Origin of the sequence: Rickettsia endosymbiont of Gonocerus acuteangulatus (assembly GCF_964026435.1) — a bacterium.
In the GTDB taxonomy this organism is placed as follows: domain Bacteria; phylum Pseudomonadota; class Alphaproteobacteria; order Rickettsiales; family Rickettsiaceae; genus Rickettsia.
The window spans coordinates 122706-142760 of record NZ_OZ032147.1 but is presented as its reverse complement, the minus strand read 5'-3'; the positions used below and the strand labels follow the sequence as shown (position 1 = coordinate 142760).

The following is a 20055-nucleotide window of genomic DNA, read 5'->3' as shown; positions in this document are numbered from 1 at the left end:
TCCGCCATATTACGCCGCAAGCGGCGGGGAATATACCCAAAAGAGATTTAATGTAAGTCGTGATACTATATATAAATGGAAAAAATTAAAAGATAAGCAAGGTACTTTAGAAGCAGCAACTGGTTATCAGAAAGGACATAGTCATAAGATAAAAGATTCAGAATCTTTTAAAGAATTTTTTAAAGTTAATATGAATAAAACATCAAAGGAGTTAGCAAAGCAATGGGGTAATATTGCATCTGTAACTATTTTAAGACAAATCAGAAAACTTGGCTATAGCTATAAACAAAACTCATTTTCATCCGAAAAGAGATATTAAATTAAGAAATGAATTTATAGCAAAGATACAAACCATCACAAAAGACAAATTAGTATATCTTGATGAATCTGGAATAGAGGATAATGCTTGCAAAGAGTATGGATGGAGCATTATAGGACAAAGGTGTTATGGAGAAAAGGTGTATCAACATAAATTTAGAATAAGTATGATAGCTGGTCTTTGTAATGGTAATCTTATTGCTCCTGTAATATTTGAAGGTAATTGTAATACAGAGGTCTTTAAAACTTATATTAGGGATGTATTAATTACAGAATTACAACCTGGGCAAACCGTTATTATGGATAACATTAATTTTCATAAAAATTCTAAAGTTAAAGAGTTCATTGAATCCGTTGGTTGTACCATATTGTATTTACCAACTTACTCTCCTGATTTAAATCCTATAGAGCATTACTGGTTTAAGATAAAAAATGAAATTAGGAAAGTTGTAGGAGATTTTGAAACATTTTATGATGCTGTTTTTAATACTATTAAATTGTCAGTATCTTAATGATTTATGCTATAATGCCGGCATTAATAATTTTTATTATGAGTGATTTATCTATTTTAGAACGCTTGAAAAGTGAAGGGGCTGTTAAATATACAATTATTTTCGCTATTCTCATGTATAGCAATAATTATAACTCTAGTATTAGTAAGCGGTTATGTTTTATTTGAGCCTAAACTCCCCGATATATTACTGATATGGATGATTAATAATTTCTTTTTTATCTGTTTTAGTGAAGAAGTATTTTTTAGGGGATTTATACAAAGAACGCTACAAAACCTTTTGCCGAAACAACAAATGTTAGCAGTTATTATAAACTTTAATATTTGGAGCTATGCATTACCGCGGTGGTTTAACATATATAGTGTTAAGTAGCATAGGCGGTTTTTTTAATGGTTATACATATTACAAAACGAATAGAATATTATGTACTATGATAGTTCATTTTGCTTTAAATCTATTTCACATATTGCTATTTACTTATCCAGCACTTATTAGACCTCTTGCGTAACGTGGCTACCTTAGGGCGTTTTTCGATCCACGCTGGCAATGTCTGCACGGGGATGAAATGCAAGCTTTTTTCTGGATCCCGTGGACAAGCCACGGGATGACACCAAGAACGTTTTTCGATTTATGCAATAATAATTCTTTACTTCCCAGCTCTCTTACGGTCGTTAGGGTCGAGTAGAGCCTTACGTAAGCGGATAGATTTTGGGGTTACCTCAACTCGCTCATCATCTTGTATATAGCTAATTGCTTGCTCTAAGGTCAAAAGCATTGGCGGGGTTAATTTAATAGCCTCATCTTTACCGGATGCTCTAACGTTGCTTAGCTGTTTAGCCTTAAGCGGATTTACTTCTAAATCGTTATCACGGCTATGTTCACCGATAATCATACCTCTATATACTTTGTCACCTGGATTGATAAACATTTTTCCTCTATCTTCCAGATTCCATAAAGCGTAAGCAACTGCCTCACCATCGCCGTTAGAGATAAGCACGCCCTTAGTCCTCCCTTCGATAGTGCCTTTATAATCAGCATAGCCATGGAAAATACGGTTCATGATACCAGTACCACGAGTTTCGGTTAAAAACTGACTATGATAACCGATCAAACCTCTTGATGGACCGATAAAGGTAACACGGCTTTTACCCCCGCCTGATGGCCTCATGTCGGTCATTTCACATTTTCTAAGTGACAAGGAGCTTACGACCACACCAACATAATCATCATCAACGTCAACTTGAATTTCTTCCATAGGTTCTTGTTTATTGCCATTTTCACCTGTTTGGAATAATACTTCCGGTCTACTGATGGATAATTCAAAGCCCTCACGACGCATAGTCTCGATTAAGATACCAAGCTGTAATTCTCCACGTCCTGCAACTTGGAAAGCATTTGATCCAGCTGCTTCGGTCACTTTAAGGGCGACGTTACTCTCAAGCTCACGCATCAATCTGCTACCGATTAAGCTTGATGTGACTTTCGTACCCTCTCCTGCAAGTGGTGAATCATTAACGCTAAAGGTCATGGATAGGGTTGGTGGATCAATTGGTAGTGATGGTAGTGCTTCAGTTACTTCAGGTGCACATATCGTATTAGCAACGTTAGCATTTTCAGCACCAGCAATGGCGATAATATCACCGGCTGTAGCCTCATCTATAGCAATTCTCTCGAGTCCTCTAAAGGCTAATATTTTAGTGATTCGCCCATTTTCAAGTACTTTATTTTCACGGTTTAGTACTTTAATATTTTGGTTAACTTTAACGCTACCGCTTTGTACTCTACCGGTTAAAATTCTACCGAAGAAAGGATTGAATTCTCTAGTAGTAACAAGCATAGAAAATGGTGCTTTAGCATCAGCTATAGGAGCATGTACATGCTTTACTATCAGGTCAAATAAAGGTGCTAGATCATCTGCTAAATTGTCTAAAGGATTTATCGTTTCATCAAAATTTAATGAAGCTCTTCCTGCTCTACCTGAAGCATAAACTATTTTATCTATGAAATTAAGCTGATCATCATTTGCTTCTAACGCTACAAATAGCTCATATACTTCATCAATAACTTTATTTATTCTTTGATCGTCTCTATCGATCTTATTGATAACAACGATAGGTTTTAAACCAAGCTTTAAGGCTTTAGAAAGCACAAATTTTGTTTGTGGCATTGGTCCTTCTGATGCATCAACAAGTAGCACGACGCCATCAACCATGCTAAGTATGCGTTCTACTTCACCGCCAAAGTCAGCGTGTCCTGGTGTGTCTACTATATTGATACGTACATCACCCCACATAAGGGCAGTACATTTGGCAAGTATGGTAATCCCACGTTCACGTTCAAGATCGTTAGAGTCCATAGCACGCTCTGCTACTTGTTGGTTAGCTCTAAAAGTACCGCTTTGTTTAAGCATGTTGTCAACAAGCGTGGTTTTCCCGTGATCAACGTGGGCAATAATTGCTATATTACGAATAGATGTCATCTTTAAAAATTCTCACAAGTTTACAATAGTTTTCTGCATTATATACCAAAATAGCAAAAATTGGAATAAACTTCTTGTAAAACTCATGAATTCAATTTAAAGAACAATATATATTAACTTTTACAATTTCATTTATGAAGCAAAAAAATTATTATGTCTTGATGTTGACGGAACAATATTTTTCAAGAGTTTGCATAATTACCTTGGTGAGAAACTAACTATAGATCATAAATTTGGAATATCTATCACCGAAAAACTAAAAATACAGTATACAGATGAGTTTTTGAGAAATCCGTCTTTAGGTTGGAGGAATGAAAAAAGACTAGTAACTTTAATAAAAAAGGCCTGGTTATCTGAGTATGAAGTGGCTTTAGTATCATTAACGATTATCCGCAAGCCGTAGAATATGCTATGACAAAAATACTTAAAGAAGATGTGGAAAAGCTATATATAGTGTCTTATTTGCCAGAAGCTCTAAAGCAATATTATATGGTTCATCCTGTTTGTGACAAACAGAAGCATATAGAAGAAGCTATGAAAAAAGCAGGAGTAACAAATCCAGCAAATGTATTATTAATTGCAGATACATTATATAATGTAGAGGCTGCAAAAAAGCTGGAATGAAAGCTGTATTAATAGAGTCGCAAGATATAAGTTTTAAGATTGCTTTTGATACTTTAATGGAGCTTAATAAAATTCATATGGTTGATAATGTTAATCTAGAAGAACCTTTGACAGAACCACAGCTTGAGGGTAGTGATAGTAATAAGGATGTTAGTATGGGTGATGATCAAGAATGGCAGCAAGATGTGCTAATGTTAGGAGAACATTCAGACTAGACAAATCATATTATGTTATTTATTCTTGATTAGTGGAGTTTTATATACAGTAGTGTCATCCCGTGGTGGTATTGTTGCGTGGATTGAAAAATGTCCTATATGTCATTCCTGCGAAAGCAGGAATCCAGGAAAAAAACCATAAATACAGGAAATTTTTAAAATTAAAAGCTCAATTTGTCTCGCTTTATACTGGATTCCTGCTTTCGCAGGAATGACATAGAAGCCACGGGATGACAAGTACCCAATCTCCTAACTAACAAAAACAAACAGAGTTATATCGTGCAGTATAGATTATTAGGGTTGCTTTTAATAATAAGTTTTTCATATTTTGCTCAAGCAGAGTTGCCAAATAAAGAAGATAATTTTAAAGTTAGAGTGGCTATTGTTGATGTTCAATCGATTTTAGAAGGGTCAATGGCTATAAAAAATTTGCGTAATAAAGTTGAAAAAATTAATCAAAAAATTCAAGAAGATATTAACGCAAAAGAAGCAGAATTTAAACCTATGGAAGAGAGCGTGATGAAAGAACGTTCTTCTTTAAGTGAAGATGAGTTTGAAAAGAAAGTAAGCGAATTTTATGAAAAAGTTACTGAAGTAAAAAAAGAAATTCAGAGTAAAAAAGCAAGACTTGAGCAAGTTCATGCTGAAGCTATGAGCAAAATTCATGAATTAACGATTACAATAATTAGTGAGCTTGCAGAAAAATATAGCGTTAATTTAGTCATTCCAAGTGCTCAAATTTTATATGCGAAAGATAATTTAAATATAACTTCTGAAGTAACTTTTATATTGAATGAGAGATTGAAAGAAGTCCAAATCAATTATAATTATTAATAAGTATCAATATGGCAGAATTTACACCGATTACAATTGCATACGGGGATGGTATAGGTCCTGAAATAATGGAAGCCGTGCTTTATATATTACGGAAAGCTGAAGCACGAATTCGCTTAGAGACTATAGAGGTAGGGGAAAAACTCTATATAAAGCACTATAGTTCAGGTATAAGTGAACAAAGTTGGGAGTCGATAGAACGCACGGGAATTATACTTAAAGCTCCGATTACTACGCCGCAAGGAGGAGGGTATAAAAGCCTAAATGTTACGATTCGTAAAACATTACAGCTTTTTGCCAATATTCGCCCGTCTGTTTCGTTCTATCCGTTTACCAAAACTCTACATCCAAATTTAAACCTGACTATCATACGTGAAAATGAAGAAGATTTATATGCTGGTATAGAATACCGCCAGACGCATAATATGTATGAGTCGGTTAAGCTTATTAGTCGTACGGGTTGTGAGACAATTATCAGATATGCCTTTGAGTATGCAGTAAAAAATAATCGTAAAAAAGTTACTTGCTTAAGTAAGGATAATATCATGAAATTTTCTGATGGGATTTTTCATAAAGTATTTAATGAAATCGCCAAAGAATATCCGCAAATTAACAACGAACATTATATTATCGATATCGGTACGGCAAGGCTTGCGACTAAACCGGAAATATTTGACGTTATTGTAACTTCTAACTTATACGGCGATATCATTTCTGATGTAGCCGCCGAAATTTCAGGCTCGGTAGGCTTAGCTGGTTCTGCCAATATCGGAGAGCATTATGCAATGTTTGAAGCAGTGCATGGTAGTGCTCCTGATATTGCAGGTCAAGACATCGCAAATCCGTCAGGGCTATTAAATGCTGCTATAATGATGTTAGTGCATATAGGGCAGGGTGATATTGCTACTCTAATCGAAAATGCTTGGAAGAAGACTATAGAAGATGGCATGCATACAGCAGATATATATAATAAAGACCATTCTACTAAGAAAGTTGGTACAAAAGAATTTGCTGAAGAAGTAGTAAAAAGGCTAGGTCAGAAGCCAGAGAAATTAGCTAAAGCAGATTATCCGTTAGTTACTAAAAAGCAAGAAAGTAATACCACATATAGAATCAACACTAAAGAGGTGAAAAAATTAGTCGGCACAGATATATTTGTAAATATGAACGTTGCTTCTGCTCATGATATAGCTGATAAGGTAAATAAGCTTGATCTCGGTAATTTTGAGCTGAAAACAATCTCTTCTAAAGGATTGAAATTATGGCCTCGTGATACAAGATTCGAGACCATATCCGATCATTGGTGTTGTCGTTTTATGACTAAAGACGGAAAAGAATTAAAGCATTTAGATATAACAAAATTACTTGAGACCTTAAGCAAAGCAAATATCGACTTTATCAAAGTAGAAAACCTTTTTGAGTTTGATGGAGCAGCTGGATATAGCTTAGTCCAAGGGGAGTGAGAAATGTGTCACCCTAGCTAACTTTATCGGCTTTGTTGCGTGGTTCGAAAAACATCATCGGTGTCATCCCGTGGCTTGGGAACTAGATCCAGAAAAAAGCGAGATAAACCGAGCTTTTAGTTTTAAAAATTTACCGTATCTATACTTTTTTATTACTGGAACCCGTGGACAAGCCATGGGATGACACAGTATAAAATATTAAAAATGTCACTAAATAAAAACATGCATAACAATAACTCCTCATTTCCAATAGTTTCTTCAGCTTCAGAAATTCTTGATTGGATAAAGAACGTACATACCAATGCATTAATTTTTTTAGATGTGGATGATACTATTATAACACCAGAATCTGTTACTTTTAGAAAATCGCCATATAATCAAATGCTTGATAGAATCAAGGAAAACAAAAATAATTATGATAATTTTGAAGAAATTGTCAGCAACTGGCGTTTGCAACGAAAAGTGATGCTTATTGGTGAAGATTGGAAACAGGTTTTAAACAACCTTAAAAAAGATTATCTTGTTTATGCTCTTACCCAAATGAATACCGGAGAGTTCGGTAATATTCCGTCAATGCAAGAATGGCGATATAAAGAACTAAGGAATCTAGGTATAGAATTCTCCGATAATAAAGAATTAGTAATTTATAATACGGCAAAAAAAGATGATGCTGTTTTTTATAAAGGGATATTTATAACAGGCAACCATTCGAAAAGTGGTACTTTAGCCAAATTTTCTAAAGAGTTACAAGCTAGTTTTATTGTGTTTGTTGATGATCGAAAAAAGCATATAGAAGATGTTAAGGATTATTGCGAAAAGAATAATATCGGCTTTCTAGGTATTTTGTTTGACGGACTTAAGAATTTACTAGGTGAACCTGATCCAAAACTTGCCCAGTTTCAAGAGCAATATTTGATAGAAAATGCTCAATGGCTTGAAGACGCAGAAGCTTATAAATTTATAGCAAAGGGTGATTATTTAGGTTAAAAATCAATTTATACTTGCAATTAGTAAAATTTGTAATAAAAATATTATTAAATTAACTATATGAGGTTAAAATTATGGGAAATACAATCGTAACAAGTACTGAGCTATCAAGACCTTTATTTATTTTAGCAAATAATGGAGATATAGAAGCTATAAATAACCTAATCGCTATTAAACCTGAAGTTTTAATTGATATAAATTTGGTTGATCCGGAAACAAATTGTACTGCTATCGGTATTGCCACGCTCAAAGAACATTTATAAATGGTAAGATTTTTATTAAAAGCAAAAGAAAATAATTTAGTTGGAAGCATAGAACATAGAGAAAATCCTCCAGCTCAAGCCCCACTGGATTTGGCTGGTAAAAATAATAATTTAGCAATTGCCAAATTATTATTGGAATATGGAGAAAGATGTAATTTTCCAGAAAATAAATATGGTAGTTATTTTGAAAAGATGATTAAATCATCTCAATTAGCACATAAAATTTTTAGTTTAAAGGATCTAGATATTAAGGATATACAAAATTTAGAAACAATTAAAAATGATCTTTATTTGAAATATTAATAACTACTTTCAAAAATGATATATCTCATTCAGAATATATACCAAGTCCTGATTATTCAAAAGTAAGTAGTAATTTATCTGCATATTGTGATAATATAAAAAATATTTATCAAAATAAATTTGAAGAATCTTTAATGGATAAATAAAAGTAATCCCCGCCGCAAGCAGCGGGGTATTTTAGAAGAAAGCTAGCTGATGATCCTCATGCAGTTTCTGATATTCCTTGCCTTGGTTTTTTACGTATTTTCCTATCATATTCTCATTTCCATGCTTACCTACCGTACTCGTAAAATATCCATCAGTCCAAAATTCTCCACCCCATAATTGTTTCTTTACCTGTGGACACTGTCTAAATATTTGACGAGCTGTAACACTTTTAATTGTTGTTACTATTTTTGTTACGCTATAGGTTGGTACAGATTGTACCAAAAAATGGACATGATCTTCATCAACCCCTATTTCTAAAAATTTTATTTGATATCTCTTTTCTATCTCTAAACATATTTCTCGTAATACTTGATCAACTGATACGTCAAACACTGCTCGGCGATATTTTGCTGGAAATACCATGTGATACAGCAGTACCGTAACATTATGACTTTTATGTATATATTTGCTCATTCCGCCATATTACGCCGCAAGCGGCGGGGAATATACCCAAAAGAGATTAAAAGTTATTACAGAGCTAGAACTTCAACATTTGAATAAAGCAAAACAGTCTACTATAGAATTTACAAGAAATCTTTTTGAAGATAGCAATTATGATTTTCAAAATTATTTAAAGAGTATGATTGAGAACCCTGAAAAACAACGTTTAAAAGAAATAATAAGAAGCAATACAAATCTAGAAAAAATCATTGATGAATTAACATATAATAAATATTTGGATATGGAATTAAGAGATAAGCTTAATGATTTTATCGAATCAGATTATTCTAGTGATTTAGATTCTTCTAATAGCTTAGATAATGAAGTACAAAATATAGGTGAAATATAGTAAACAGGGCTTAGAAATGGCGATAAACTCATTGAGGTTAGCTTTGCCTAAAGGTTTCGATTATTCAGATCAAATAGCTACAGTTAAAACCACTAAAGGTGAATTTAAATATAGACCCGAAAGCCTAAATAAAAAGGACATATACAGGTTTAAGCCTAATCTATCAAAAGAAGTTAAGCTGAAAATCAAGAGGTTTTTTAACAGTTAAATAGTTCTTTCTACTAATTCTAACGGATTTTTAATAGTATAGCTTAATGCGATAAGGTAGTGACTTATAGTATGAGTTGGATTATACTAAATGAAAAACTTATGGCAAAGGCATATTCATACGATTTAAGAATACGAGTAATAAAAAGTTTAACAGATGGTAAAACAATAAAAGAGACTTCAGAGATATACTCTATTAGTAGGAAGACTATAATAGAGTGGAAAAAATTAAAGAAACAAACTGGGGATGTCAAAGCAAAAAGTGGTTATCATACAGGACATCGTAGAATAATAAGAGACATAGAGGGATTTAAAAAATTTATAGAATTAAATTTTGATAAAACCACCATGGAGCTAGCTAATAACTGGAGTCAAAAAGTATCTGCAAGTACGATATCAAGATTGCTTAATAAATTAGGTTATAGTTATAAAAAAAACTTTTCTTCATCCCAAAAGGGATATTGGTCTGAAAATACTATAAGTAAGTAGAACAGAACCTATTTAAAATAATAAGATTTTAAATAGGTAATGATGAACAGAAAATATAGACACTTATCTCGAGAAGAGAGATATGAGATAAAAAGAATGTATGACCTAGGAGTCAGTATTAATAAGATAGCACAACATCTTACGAGGTCTAAAAGCACTATTAGTATGGAGCTAAAAGAAATAAGGTAAAAGATAAGTATATGCCTTGTGTTGCTCAGGTGTCATTGCTAAAATAAAAGGGACCAGTAAATTGCACGAAAAAGGGACCAGAGAAGTTGGTGTGACCTAATAAGGTTAATGTGCAATATTCACTAGATAATTAAGCAAGTAAATATCTAGTGATACAATGATAAGAATAAATATGTATACAACAATTATCACCCTTTATAAACAAGGCAATAGTCAAAGGAATATTGCCAAACTAACAAGAACAGACCGCAAAACAGTACGAAAAATAATAAACCGCTATGTAGAGGCTGGTACAGAATCCCCAGCAATCTATGAACGATCTTCAGTTTTGGATTTTTGGCACGAAAAAATAATTGAGTTATTAGAAAAAAATCTGAGTTACATAAGAATTTTTGAGGAGTTAAAAAATCAAGGTTATACAAGCAGTTATACTTCTTTGACCCGTTATATCAAAAAATATAAAATTAAGGATAACAGTTGCATTCGTTTTCATACTTTAGCAGGAGAGGAAGCACAAGTAGATTTTGGTGACATAGGCTTACAGTATAATTCTAAAGGGCGTAGAGTTAAAGCATATGTATTTAATATGCGTTTAAGCTATAGTCGCCTTGATTATTATGAAGTAGTGTTTGATCAAAGTTGTCAAACATGGATTCAATGTCATATCAATGCATTTAATTATTTTGCTGGTAGTCCAAAAGTAATAAAACTTGATAATCTTAAAGCTGGAGTAGTAGATGCCAATTTTTATGAGCCAGTATATCAGAAGGAATATAAGTGCTTAGCCGATCATTATGGAATTTTACTTTCTCCTTGTCGAGTGTATCAACCGCAAGAAAAAGGCAAAGTTGAGTCGGGAATAAAATACGTTAAAAATAATTTTTTTGCTGGTCGTAAATTTGATAGATATGAAGAATTAACAAATGGTCTTGCAAATTGGTTAAATAAGGCCAATAGCCGAATACATGGTACTACTAAGAGAATACCTAGAGAACTGTTTGAGCAAGAGGAAAGAAGTAGTTTGATTCCTTTACCATTAGAAACTTTTGATTTGTCATCTTGGCATAATCGAAAAGTAGCAAAAGATTGTCATATTACCATAGATAATAATTATTACTCTGTACCAGCAAAATATATATACAGTGAGGTAATGGTACAATTGTCCCCAAAACTTGTTCAAATATTTTCTATACAAAATGATTTAATAGCAAGACACGTTAGAACAGAGGGCAAGGGGATATTTACCACTAATCCGTCTCATTATGCTAAATACAAACGTCTATGCCCAGGTTTTATAGAATATAGTGAACATTATCAACAACAAATGCAGCAGATAGGGAATAATTGCAGTTTATTATTAGAATCATTACAACAAACAAGAGTGAATGATTGGCAACGTTGTGCACGAGGTATCATTTCTTTACGTAAGGTTTACAATGATGACTTAATAGATAAAGCCTGTCATAGAGCACTACATTATGGTATAAGTTCTTACTCTAAAATTAAGAATATTTTAAATAGTAATGCAGTAAACTTACCATTACCAGAGTTTGGAGGTAATAATGCAGAACTTATTTAATGACCTACGAAGCTTTAGATTATCAGGTATAGTCAATAGTTTAAATGAAAGGATTATTTATGCTCAAAATAATAAACTAGGATTTAAAGAATTTCTATCACTATTATGTGAAGATGAAAAATCTAACCGTAAGGATAATAATTACCGTCGCCGTAAAAGTGCTGCTAAATTGCCGGTAACTAAAAATTTAGAAGACTTTGATTTTAATTTCCAACCAAGTGTTGATGCCAAAGTAATAAGTGATTTATCAACTTGTGATTATATTAATACTAAGGGAAATGTAATATTCATAGGTGATTCAGGAACTGGGAAAACTCATCTTGCCATTGGGCTAGCATTAAAAGCTTTAACACGAGAATACTCTGTATATTTTACTACGGTATCGGATATGCTTTATAATTTACATATTGCAAGAGCAGATAATAGTTATCACAAAAAGGTTAAATTACTCCTATCGTTTGATTTATTAATTCTTGATGAGCTCGGGTTTAAGCAATTGCCAAAACATTCAGTAGAAGACTTTTTTAATATTATTGCTAAACGATATGAAAATAAATCTACCATTATTACCACAAACAAGGATTTTGAAAAATGGAATGAAATATTTGCTGATGAAGTATTAACTCATGCAATTATTGATCGAGTGGTACATCATGCTCATATACTAAACATAAAAGGTAAAAGTTATCGTATTAATAACTATAAATCTGGAGGTAATATGGCATAAAAATTTTTAAATATAGTGGTTCCTTTTTCGTGCAATTTACTGGTCCCTTTTTAATTGACAATGACACTCAGGAAAAATATGAAAACAGGATGTATCAGCAAGAGTTATTAAAAATAGAAAAGAACCCTATGTTGTTAGATTATATTAAAAATGCTATGATTCGCAAGAAATGGTCGCCGGATGCTATAGCCGGAAAGTTAAAACTAGACAAAAATACAGCTTTGTGTATCAGTACAGAAAGTATATATAGATTTGTTTACACTTCTGCAGTAGCAGCTAAATTAAAGTTATATAGCTATTTACCTTCTAAAAGATATAAAAGGCAAGAAAGAGGGAAGAGGCGTCAAAGGATCATTATACCACAAAGGATCTCAATACATCAGCGTGATGCAATAGCTACGAAAAAGGTAGAAGTAGGGAATTTTGAGGCAGATCTTACATTTCATAAAGGTAATCAAAGTATGAATATTGGTGCACTGGTGGATAAAAAGAGTCAAAAGATTATTTTAGTGCTGAATAACTCCAAGAGAGCTACAACAGTTACCAATGGTTTTCAAAACTTACGCTATGTTTGATATAATGCCCATGAATTAAGGGATATTATGAAGTGCTTCACTATAAAACATTGCTGTGTAATAAGAGTTTTTAGCATATTTGCTATAACATAGCGTAAGTTTTGTTTTTTAAGAAAGATAAAAACTCTTCCAAATAGTGTGAGAAAGACTATTACTATGGATAATGGCAAAGAGTTTGTGGGGCATGTTGCCTATAGACTATCTGGGTTTCAAACTTTCTTTTGTGATCCATACCGCCCTAGACAAAAAGCATTAGTGGAAAAATGAATTCTATGATTCATAGAATTTTACCTAAAAATACAGATATTACTACCGTTACACAAAGAGGTCTTGACAATGTTGCTGAGATTTTAAATAACATGCCAAGAAAGATTTTTGGTTATAAAACCCCCAATGAAATTTGGGCAGAAAATTTATAGGTTTTGTTCTACTTAGTCCTTGCATTTTCATTTAAAATCTTATTATTTTAAATAAGTTTTGTTCTACTTACTTATAGTATTTTCATATTGAAACTAAAAACTATAGATAAACAAGATTTAGTATTTATCGATGAGTCTGGGATAGAAGATAATAGCTGTAGAGAACACGGGTGGAGCATTATCGGTCAAAGATGTTATGGTGAAAAGGTCTATCAACATAAATCACGGATTAGTATGATTGCTGGGCTGTGTGTCAAAGATATTATTGCCCCAATAATATTTGATGGGACATGTAATAAGGACATTTTTGAAACTTATGTACAAGAGATATTGATCAAGGAATTAAAGGCTGGTCAGATAGTAGTAATGGATAATATTAATTTTCATAAAAGTACAAAAGTGAAAACGTTAATTGAATCTGTTGGTTGCAGTATTTTATTTTTACCAACTTACTCTCCTGACTTAAATCCTATTGAGCATTACTGGTTTAAAATCAAGAATGAAATAAGAAAAACTATTTCTAATTTTGAGCACTTTTTTGATGCTGTTTACTATGCTCTTAAAAAAGTCACTACCTTATCGCATTAAGCTATACCAGATAGTTTTTATTCGATGTCATTCCTGCTTAAGGTTTGCCTGCGTGGATCGTTTCCCCCTGTCATCCCGTGATTTATTCTATGTCATTCCCGCGTAGGCGGGAATCCAGTGTAAAGCGAGATAATATCGAGCTTTTAGTTTTAAAAACTTGCTGCTTTTATGTTTATTTTTCTGGATTCCCGCCTACGCAGGAATGACATATAAGGTCACCTACACCTGAATAAAATATAATATTTTTTTTAAAACTGTCCGATACTATTCGGATTTTTACCCGATTGTTAAATCTTTAGATACAATTTTAATTTACCTATTTGTACAGATAAAATTCTAATTCCTCATTATATCAATTAGAATTATCTACCCCTTTACTCCGGTAGTTGTAGCCTTATCAAGCTGAGTATTTTTAATTTCTGCCTCAGTAAAGTCAGCATTAGTTAAGTTACTACCAGTGAAATTAGCTTGATCAATTTTAGCCGATTTGAATATACTATCCGTTAACGTAGAGTTTGAAAAATCTGTTTTATTAACTATTGCATTAGAAAAATCGGCTTTCTCTATAGTAGAGTTTTGAATCGCTGTATTTGTTAAATTAGCGTTTTTGAAAATAGCACCAGAAAAATTAACTGCGTTAAATATTAAATTACTTAAATCAAAATTTGCTAAATTCATATTTGCTAGATTAGCAGTTTTTTGTAAATCTTTTACAGAAGTAATTAATATATTTGAAGGAAATTTATTAAAATCTTCACTATTTAAAATGATATTGCTTGCAAAGTTGGTATTAACAAAGGTCGAATTTGTATAGTGGCTGTTAGTTATTTGTGAATTATAAAAAGAAGAATTGTTAAATGTAATGTTTGTTAAATTAGATCCTATTAAAGCTATCTGATTTAAATTTCCCGAGGTAATTTTTATATCCGAGAAATTTATATTTTGCATTAATGTTTTAGAAAAATTTACATTACTAAATTGACTATTGCTTATATTCGAGTTTGATAATTCACTATTATTTAAGTCGGTATTAATTACTGTGAACTGCTTAACATCATTATTGCTAAAGATGTTATTAGCCCAACTTAAATTGTTGAAAATAATATTTACCCCAGCCATTTTATTAAGTCTTGCAAAATTAGCGTTACTATTTTTTATCGATAAATTATTAAATTTAATATCATTTAGGCTTACATTATTTAATAAGCTAGTATCTACTTTAAACTGATTTAAAGTAGAGCCACTAATTACACTACTTTGTAAATCACATTTAACTATATTGATATTTTGCAGAGTTGAACCTTGAAAAGTAGTATAAGAAAAAATAGAGTTATTAGCCTGCACATTATTAAAATTTATCTCATTAAATATACTTTGTGTAAAATTAGAATCCTTAATTATTACGGCAGTTAATTTCGCTCTACTCAAGTCGCTAGATTCAAAATAATTATTAGTAAAATTAGTATTATTTATGATGTTTCCTTCTAAATCTGCACCATAAAATATTGAATTTTCTATATTAGTATTTTTAAAACTATTGCTTTTAAGAACGGCTTTTTGAAAATTAACCCCATCAAGAGTATCATTATTCCATAATATATTTTCAAGCTTAGCATTTTCAAAATTTACATTTTTAATAATAGCCTTGCTAAAAGCAGTATTACTAAAATTTGCCTGAACAAAATTTATATCTTGCAGAGTAATATTATCAAAAATTGAACCTTGGAAATCAGAGTTATATCCTGAAACATTTTGTATTGTTCCATTTGCAAAATTACTTTCTTGTATGATAGCATTTGTTAAGATAGCTTTTTGTAAATTAGCCCCAGTAAAATCAACACGTAATATTTCGCAGGAAGTTAAGTCTACCTCTGATAAATCTTCGTCTATTAATTTTACTCCAATTAGTTTTACTCCTCTTAGATTTGAGCCAAATTGTCCTTTAAGGTTAACTTTAATATTTTTAGCATTCTGTGATATTATATAATTCCTAATCACAGTACTTTGGTTATCAGTTAATAAACCATTTGCATCACGTGTAGGTTCAGAACAGTTAGTTAGGAATAGCGAAAAAGTAAATACTAGAAGTAGGTTAGGCGTTTGCTTCTTCATATTCCTCCTTGTTGATTCTACCAGTTGGAGGTATATGTAAGCTTAATAGTTTTAATTTACGATGCAATGCTGATCGCTCCATGCCAACAAATGAAGATGTTTTCGAGATATTATTGTTAAAACGACTCATTTGTGCTGATAGATATTGGCGTTCAAAAACTTCTCTAGCTTCTCTAAGGGGCATAGATAGCATGTCAAAGCTATCTTCAAGTTTAGTAAGATTAACGCTATTTGCTAGAATCTCTGAGGGTATCATATAGGGTTTAATTACTTCGTTATTTCCTGGAGTGATAGGATTCATAATTAAAGTCCACTCAACAACGTTGCGTAACTGTCTAATATTACCTGGCCACTCGTAAGATTGTAATGCAGCTATAGTTTCATCAGCAAAAACACGTTCTTTTAAACCTGAAAATTTTGAAAGTTGTTTAACGAAATATTTAACTAATAGTGATATATCTTCTTTTCTGTCAAATAATGATGGTACTTTTAATGACGATACATTTAGGCGATAATATAAATCTTCTAAAAACCTACCATTATTAACTTCTTCTTGAATATTTTTAGAAGTGCCAGTAATGATTTTTATGTCAACTTTGACAATTTTCCCGCAAGGTTTTTTAATAGTATGATCTTTTAAAAACTTTAATAACTTTATTTGAATTGGAACTGGGATATTGCTAACTTCATCTATATATAAGGTGCCGTTATTAGCAAATTCTAAAATAGTAGGTCGTTTGTTACTGTTATTATTGCTTTCTTGTTTTTCTGCTTCACCGAATAACTCTTGATTAATTTTTTCTAAAGTCATGCATGTAGGGCTGAAAATAATGAATGGGTTATTAACCCTCTTTGATTTTTTATGAATTAACCTTGCTGTTAACTCTTTACCACTACCTACTTTACCATGAATCATAATACGGCTGCTGGAGCTTGCCGCTTTATCTATTTCTGCTTTATATTTTAAAGTAATAGTAGAGTTGCCTACTAATTCAGTTTTATCTATAACTTTTGATTTTAAATCTATATTCTCACGTTTTAGCTTTGTAACTTCACAAGCTCTTTTGAGTAAAATAACTAATTTATTATTATTAAAGGGTTTTTCTAAATAGTCGTAAGCTCCCATTTTTATAGCATTTACTGCTGTCTCTATTGTACCATGACCACTAATAATTATTACCGGCATTAAAGGATAGTGTTTTTTAATTACCTCTAAGATACCAAGACCATCCATCTCGCTCCCTTGAAGCCAAATATCAAGTACTACCGCAGATACCGGTTTTTCAGAAAGTATTTTAAGAGCTTGTGTACTATTAGCTGCAACTTTAGGACTGAAACCCTCATCTTTCAAAATTGCAGCACATAGATCCCTTATATCGTCTTCATCGTCTACTATTAAAACATCTATCGATGACATTATGACTTACCCTAAAATATTGATATAAATATATACGTTAATGCCGAATTTAAAAGAAAGCAACATTTTTTTATAACATTTTTGTCACAATGTTTATGGATAGTTTAATATTTAGGTAAAATATGACAATTTGTTAGGTTATTATAAGATGTCATCTCATGGTTTGTCCACGGGATCTCAGGACACATAATGTAATATAAGATCCCGTGATCAAGTCACGGGATGACAGGAGTTGCGTGATGAGAATCTTCAACAAATAATATTTATGATCTTTTTAGGAACAAGGATAATTTTTTTAGGCTCTTTGCCTTCTAAAAATTTTTGAACTTTCGGTAAGTTAATAGCAATTTGCTTTATTTCATCTTCACTTGCGGATGTATTAAACTCATAAGTATCACGAAGCTTACCATTAACCTGAACTGCCATAACATATGTATCTAGCTCTAGCATCGATTCATTAAAAGTAGGAAATGCCACATTATATAAAAATGTTTTGTGACCAAGCTTTTGCCAAATTTCTTCTGTAATATGCGGGATGAAGGGATATAATAGCTGAATTAGTACATTAAAGCCGTGTTTTGCGTTCTGCACGTCAATTTCTTCTTTATTTATCTCGCTCGATATAGCATTAAAAAGCTCACGCATACGTGCTATTGCTCTATTTAAAGCAAAATGTTTTATATCCTCAGTAACATGTTTGATGGTAAAATGAATTAACCTCTTTAATTCTTTATTAGTATTGTCATTATCTGAAAGCTTTATTATCGCTTCTTGCATCTGTTCAAGCTTATTGATAAAACGTGCACTCCCCTCAATACCGCTTGCTGACCATTCTAAATCTTTTTCCGGTGGGCTGTCAGATAATACGAAAAATCTTATTGCATCTGCACCATATTGCTGTTGCATAGTTTCAAGATCAATGAGGTTCTTTTTGGATTTACTCATTTTCTCGATGCGACCTTGTGTAACCAAACTGCCATTTTCTTTATGGAAAAATTCATTACCTTTTTTAATTACTTCCTCAGGATATAGCCAATTATTATGCTCGTCTTTATAAGTAGCGTGCAGTACCATACCTTGCGTGAATAATCCTTTAAAAGGTTCACGGACGCTAACATAATTTTGCTCGTTCATTACTTTGGTAAAGAATCTTGCATATAATAAATGCATTACGGCGTGTTCAATGCCACCAATATATTTATCAACCGGCAACCAATAATCGCAAGCTTTTTTATCGCTTATTTCTAGAGCTTGGCTATTACAATATCTTGTGAAATACCAAGAAGATTCAAAGAATGTATCAAAAGTATCAGTTTCACGAATAGCAGGCTTGCTACATTTCGGGCAGTGAACATGCTTCCAAGTTGGGTGATTGTCTAAAGGGTTGCCGTGACCATCAAATTTCACGTAATCAGGTAGCGTAACCGGTAAATCCGAGTCAGGTACAGGTACTAAACCGCAAGAATCACAATGAATTATAGGGATAGGACAGCCCCAAAAACGTTGTCTTGAGATCCCCCAATCTTTCAGGCGATAATTTATTGTGCGTTTGCCTATGCTTAATTTCTCAAATTCTTCTATGACTCTTTGCTTAGCTTCATTAGTAGATAAGCCGTTTAGAAAACCAGAATTAATAATTATTCCATCTTCAGTATAAGCAGCTTTCTGCACATCAGTATCTGCTTCAATTACCTGCTTTATAGGTAAATTCATTTTAACAGCTAACTCATGGTCACGCTGATCATGAGCAGGGCAGCCAAAAACTGCACCTGTGCCGTAATCCATCAACACGAAATTAGTAATAACAACAGGTAAAGTTATATTTGAGTCAAAAGGATGAATAACATACAACCCTGTAAATATTCCCTCTTTCTCAGCTTTGTCAAGTTCAGCAGAGCCGGTTATATTAGAGCATTTAGCGATAAAATTTTCTATTGCAGGAGTTTTAGAAACTAATTTTTCTATTATTGGATGGTTAAAAGCAATACCTATAAAGCTAGCTCCAAAGATAGTTTCAGGCTTAGTTGAGAAAACCTCTATAGAATCTTCATTATCTTTAATTTTAAAACGAAAGTTAGCACCTACAGATTTACCGATCCATTTTTCTTGCATAGAGCGTACTGCTTCAGGCCACTCCATTAAATTTGAAATCTCATTCAATAACTCTTCAGCATAATTCATGATTTTTAAGAACCATTGCTTTAAATAACGCTTTTCAACTATCGCACCTGAACGCCAACCACGCCCATCAACAACCTGTTCGTTTGCAAGTACAGTATTATCAACTGGATCCCAGTTAACAAGAGAATCTTTTTGATAAGCAAGATTTCTTTCATAAAGCTCTAGGAAGAATTTTTGCTCATGTTTATAATAATCAGGATCGCAACTATTTATCTCTCTAGACCAATCATAGGAAAAGCCCATCGATTTCAGCTGCTTTTTCATATTCTCGATATTCGAATAAGTCCACTCTTTTGGGTGAGAATTGTTTTTTATTGCTGCATTTTCTGCCGGTAAGCCGAAAGAGTCCCAGCCCATAGGATGAAGTACGTTAAAGCCTTGCATAGTCATGAATCTAGCAACTACATCACCTATAGAGTAATTACGTACGTGACCTACGTGAATTTTACCGGATGGATAAGGTAGCATCTCTAAAACGTAATATTTAGGTTTGCTACTTTCGTTTGATACTTCAAAGGCTTTTTCTTTTTGCCAAATCTGTTGCCATTTCTGTTCGATATTCATGTTTTTTTATTTC

At 32.5% G+C, this 20055-nt stretch carries 20 protein-coding genes and 3 pseudogenes; 18 read left to right on the top strand and 5 right to left on the bottom strand.

Going from position 1 to position 20055, the window contains the following annotated elements:
• Window positions 1-40 precede the first annotated feature (40 nt).
• Together AAGD55_RS00865 and AAGD55_RS12285 are read left to right on the top strand one after the other, a co-directional pair.
• Window positions 41-830 (top strand): annotated as a pseudogene (locus AAGD55_RS00865) (IS630 family transposase); the annotation flags it as partial.
• A 198-nt stretch (window positions 831-1028) separates the two neighbouring features.
• Window positions 1029-1338 (top strand): annotated as a pseudogene (locus AAGD55_RS12285) (CPBP family intramembrane glutamic endopeptidase).
• A 138-nt stretch (window positions 1339-1476) separates the two neighbouring features.
• On the opposite strand, the gene typA reads toward AAGD55_RS12285, so the two are convergent.
• Window positions 1477-3309, bottom strand: a complete 1833-nt coding sequence (typA, locus tag AAGD55_RS00855; protein ID WP_341791783.1) for a translational GTPase TypA — start codon at window positions 3307-3309, stop codon at window positions 1477-1479.
• Window positions 3310-3720: 411 nt separating this feature from the next.
• Here typA and AAGD55_RS00850 point away from each other — a divergent pair, with 411 nt between their 5' ends.
• From AAGD55_RS00850 to AAGD55_RS00820, 7 genes are all read left to right on the top strand, one after another.
• The gene (locus AAGD55_RS00850) at window positions 3721-3933 is read left to right on the top strand and encodes a hypothetical protein (RefSeq protein WP_341791782.1); all 213 of its coding nucleotides are present in this window, start codon (window positions 3721-3723) and stop codon (window positions 3931-3933) included.
• The gene (locus AAGD55_RS00845; RefSeq protein ID WP_341791781.1) at window positions 3930-4148 is read left to right on the top strand and encodes a hypothetical protein; all 219 of its coding nucleotides are present in this window, start codon (window positions 3930-3932) and stop codon (window positions 4146-4148) included. The genes AAGD55_RS00850 and AAGD55_RS00845 overlap by 4 nt, the downstream gene beginning before the upstream one ends.
• Window positions 4149-4427: 279 nt before the next feature.
• Entirely contained in the window at window positions 4428-4982 is a 555-nt protein-coding gene (locus AAGD55_RS00840; RefSeq protein WP_341791780.1) for an OmpH family outer membrane protein, read from the top strand.
• An 11-nt stretch (window positions 4983-4993) separates the two neighbouring features.
• Window positions 4994-6445, top strand: a complete 1452-nt coding sequence (locus AAGD55_RS00835; protein WP_341791779.1) for an NADP-dependent isocitrate dehydrogenase — start codon at window positions 4994-4996, stop codon at window positions 6443-6445.
• Between the two features lie 222 nt (window positions 6446-6667).
• Window positions 6668-7432, top strand: a complete 765-nt coding sequence (locus tag AAGD55_RS00830) for a DUF2608 domain-containing protein (protein ID WP_341792482.1) — start codon at window positions 6668-6670, stop codon at window positions 7430-7432.
• A gap of 74 nt (window positions 7433-7506) precedes the next feature.
• On the top strand, window positions 7507-7695 hold the full coding sequence (locus AAGD55_RS00825; RefSeq protein ID WP_341791778.1) for a hypothetical protein: 189 nt from the start codon (window positions 7507-7509) through the stop codon (window positions 7693-7695).
• On the top strand, window positions 7696-7998 hold the full coding sequence (locus AAGD55_RS00820) for a hypothetical protein (RefSeq protein ID WP_341791777.1): 303 nt from the start codon (window positions 7696-7698) through the stop codon (window positions 7996-7998).
• A 177-nt stretch (window positions 7999-8175) separates the two neighbouring features.
• Here AAGD55_RS00820 and tnpA read toward each other — a convergent pair whose 3' ends face one another.
• On the bottom strand, window positions 8176-8619 hold the full coding sequence (gene tnpA / locus AAGD55_RS00815; protein ID WP_341790826.1) for an IS200/IS605 family transposase: 444 nt from the start codon (window positions 8617-8619) through the stop codon (window positions 8176-8178).
• Here tnpA and AAGD55_RS00810 point away from each other — a divergent pair.
• The 9 genes and pseudogenes from AAGD55_RS00810 to AAGD55_RS00770 form a co-directional block, all read left to right on the top strand.
• Window positions 8612-8995, top strand: a complete 384-nt coding sequence (locus tag AAGD55_RS00810) for a hypothetical protein (protein ID WP_341791776.1) — start codon at window positions 8612-8614, stop codon at window positions 8993-8995. The genes tnpA and AAGD55_RS00810 overlap by 8 nt on opposite strands.
• Window positions 8996-9274: 279 nt before the next feature.
• Entirely contained in the window at window positions 9275-9691 is a 417-nt protein-coding gene (locus AAGD55_RS00805; protein WP_341791775.1) for a helix-turn-helix domain-containing protein, read from the top strand.
• A gap of 39 nt (window positions 9692-9730) precedes the next feature.
• The gene (locus tag AAGD55_RS00800) at window positions 9731-9880 is read left to right on the top strand and encodes a helix-turn-helix domain-containing protein (protein ID WP_341791774.1); all 150 of its coding nucleotides are present in this window, start codon (window positions 9731-9733) and stop codon (window positions 9878-9880) included.
• A 172-nt stretch (window positions 9881-10052) separates the two neighbouring features.
• Window positions 10053-11459 carry an IS21 family transposase gene (istA, locus tag AAGD55_RS00795; protein WP_341790850.1) on the top strand — a complete coding sequence of 469 codons (1407 nt, stop codon included), beginning with the start codon at window positions 10053-10055 and terminating at the stop codon, window positions 11457-11459.
• Window positions 11443-12186, top strand: coding sequence for an IS21-like element helper ATPase IstB (gene istB / locus AAGD55_RS00790; RefSeq protein WP_341790851.1), 744 nt, complete (start codon window positions 11443-11445; stop codon window positions 12184-12186). Before istA ends, istB begins: the two co-directional genes overlap by 17 nt.
• A gap of 29 nt (window positions 12187-12215) precedes the next feature.
• On the top strand, window positions 12216-12761 hold the full coding sequence (locus AAGD55_RS00785; protein WP_341791773.1) for an IS30 family transposase: 546 nt from the start codon (window positions 12216-12218) through the stop codon (window positions 12759-12761).
• Window positions 12762-12899: 138 nt separating this feature from the next.
• Entirely contained in the window at window positions 12900-13028 is a 129-nt protein-coding gene (locus AAGD55_RS00780; protein ID WP_341791772.1) for a hypothetical protein, read from the top strand.
• On the top strand, window positions 13025-13180 hold the full coding sequence (locus AAGD55_RS00775; RefSeq protein WP_341791771.1) for a hypothetical protein: 156 nt from the start codon (window positions 13025-13027) through the stop codon (window positions 13178-13180). The genes AAGD55_RS00780 and AAGD55_RS00775 overlap by 4 nt, the downstream gene beginning before the upstream one ends.
• 81 nt (window positions 13181-13261) lie before the next feature.
• Window positions 13262-13768, top strand: a pseudogene (locus AAGD55_RS00770) (IS630 family transposase); the annotation flags it as partial.
• A gap of 366 nt (window positions 13769-14134) precedes the next feature.
• On the opposite strand, the gene AAGD55_RS00765 reads toward AAGD55_RS00770, so the two are convergent.
• From AAGD55_RS00765 to leuS, 3 genes are all read right to left on the bottom strand, one after another.
• Complete coding sequence (locus AAGD55_RS00765) at window positions 14135-15880, bottom strand: pentapeptide repeat-containing protein (RefSeq protein ID WP_341791770.1); 1746 nt, start codon at window positions 15878-15880, stop codon at window positions 14135-14137.
• The gene (locus tag AAGD55_RS00760) at window positions 15861-17297 is read right to left on the bottom strand and encodes a sigma-54 dependent transcriptional regulator (protein WP_341791769.1); all 1437 of its coding nucleotides are present in this window, start codon (window positions 17295-17297) and stop codon (window positions 15861-15863) included. Before AAGD55_RS00760 ends, AAGD55_RS00765 begins: the two co-directional genes overlap by 20 nt.
• Before the next feature lie 249 nt (window positions 17298-17546).
• Window positions 17547-20042, bottom strand: a complete 2496-nt coding sequence (gene leuS / locus AAGD55_RS00755) for a leucine--tRNA ligase (protein ID WP_341791768.1) — start codon at window positions 20040-20042, stop codon at window positions 17547-17549.
• Window positions 20043-20055 lie beyond the last annotated feature (13 nt).

Excerpts from the sequence above, each read along its gene's own strand:
- typA (WP_341791783.1), bottom strand. The coding sequence starts at position 3,309 with ATGACATCTATTCGTAATATAGCAATTATTGCCCACGTTGATCACGGG.
- AAGD55_RS00850 (WP_341791782.1), top strand. The coding sequence starts at position 3,721 with ATGACAAAAATACTTAAAGAAGATGTGGAAAAGCTATATATAGTGTCT.
- AAGD55_RS00845 (WP_341791781.1), top strand. The coding sequence starts at position 3,930 with ATGAAAGCTGTATTAATAGAGTCGCAAGATATAAGTTTTAAGATTGCT.
- AAGD55_RS00835 (WP_341791779.1), top strand. The coding sequence starts at position 4,994 with ATGGCAGAATTTACACCGATTACAATTGCATACGGGGATGGTATAGGT.
- AAGD55_RS00830 (WP_341792482.1), top strand. The coding sequence starts at position 6,668 with ATGCATAACAATAACTCCTCATTTCCAATAGTTTCTTCAGCTTCAGAA.
- AAGD55_RS00825 (WP_341791778.1), top strand. The coding sequence starts at position 7,507 with ATGGGAAATACAATCGTAACAAGTACTGAGCTATCAAGACCTTTATTT.
- AAGD55_RS00820 (WP_341791777.1), top strand. The coding sequence starts at position 7,696 with ATGGTAAGATTTTTATTAAAAGCAAAAGAAAATAATTTAGTTGGAAGC.
- tnpA (WP_341790826.1), bottom strand. The coding sequence starts at position 8,619 with ATGAGCAAATATATACATAAAAGTCATAATGTTACGGTACTGCTGTAT.
- AAGD55_RS00805 (WP_341791775.1), top strand. The coding sequence starts at position 9,275 with ATGAGTTGGATTATACTAAATGAAAAACTTATGGCAAAGGCATATTCA.
- AAGD55_RS00800 (WP_341791774.1), top strand. The coding sequence starts at position 9,731 with ATGATGAACAGAAAATATAGACACTTATCTCGAGAAGAGAGATATGAG.
- istA (WP_341790850.1), top strand. The coding sequence starts at position 10,053 with ATGTATACAACAATTATCACCCTTTATAAACAAGGCAATAGTCAAAGG.
- istB (WP_341790851.1), top strand. The coding sequence starts at position 11,443 with ATGCAGAACTTATTTAATGACCTACGAAGCTTTAGATTATCAGGTATA.
- AAGD55_RS00775 (WP_341791771.1), top strand. The coding sequence starts at position 13,025 with ATGAATTCTATGATTCATAGAATTTTACCTAAAAATACAGATATTACT.
- AAGD55_RS00765 (WP_341791770.1), bottom strand. The coding sequence starts at position 15,880 with ATGAAGAAGCAAACGCCTAACCTACTTCTAGTATTTACTTTTTCGCTA.
- AAGD55_RS00760 (WP_341791769.1), bottom strand. The coding sequence starts at position 17,297 with ATGTCATCGATAGATGTTTTAATAGTAGACGATGAAGACGATATAAGG.
- leuS (WP_341791768.1), bottom strand. The coding sequence starts at position 20,042 with ATGAATATCGAACAGAAATGGCAACAGATTTGGCAAAAAGAAAAAGCC.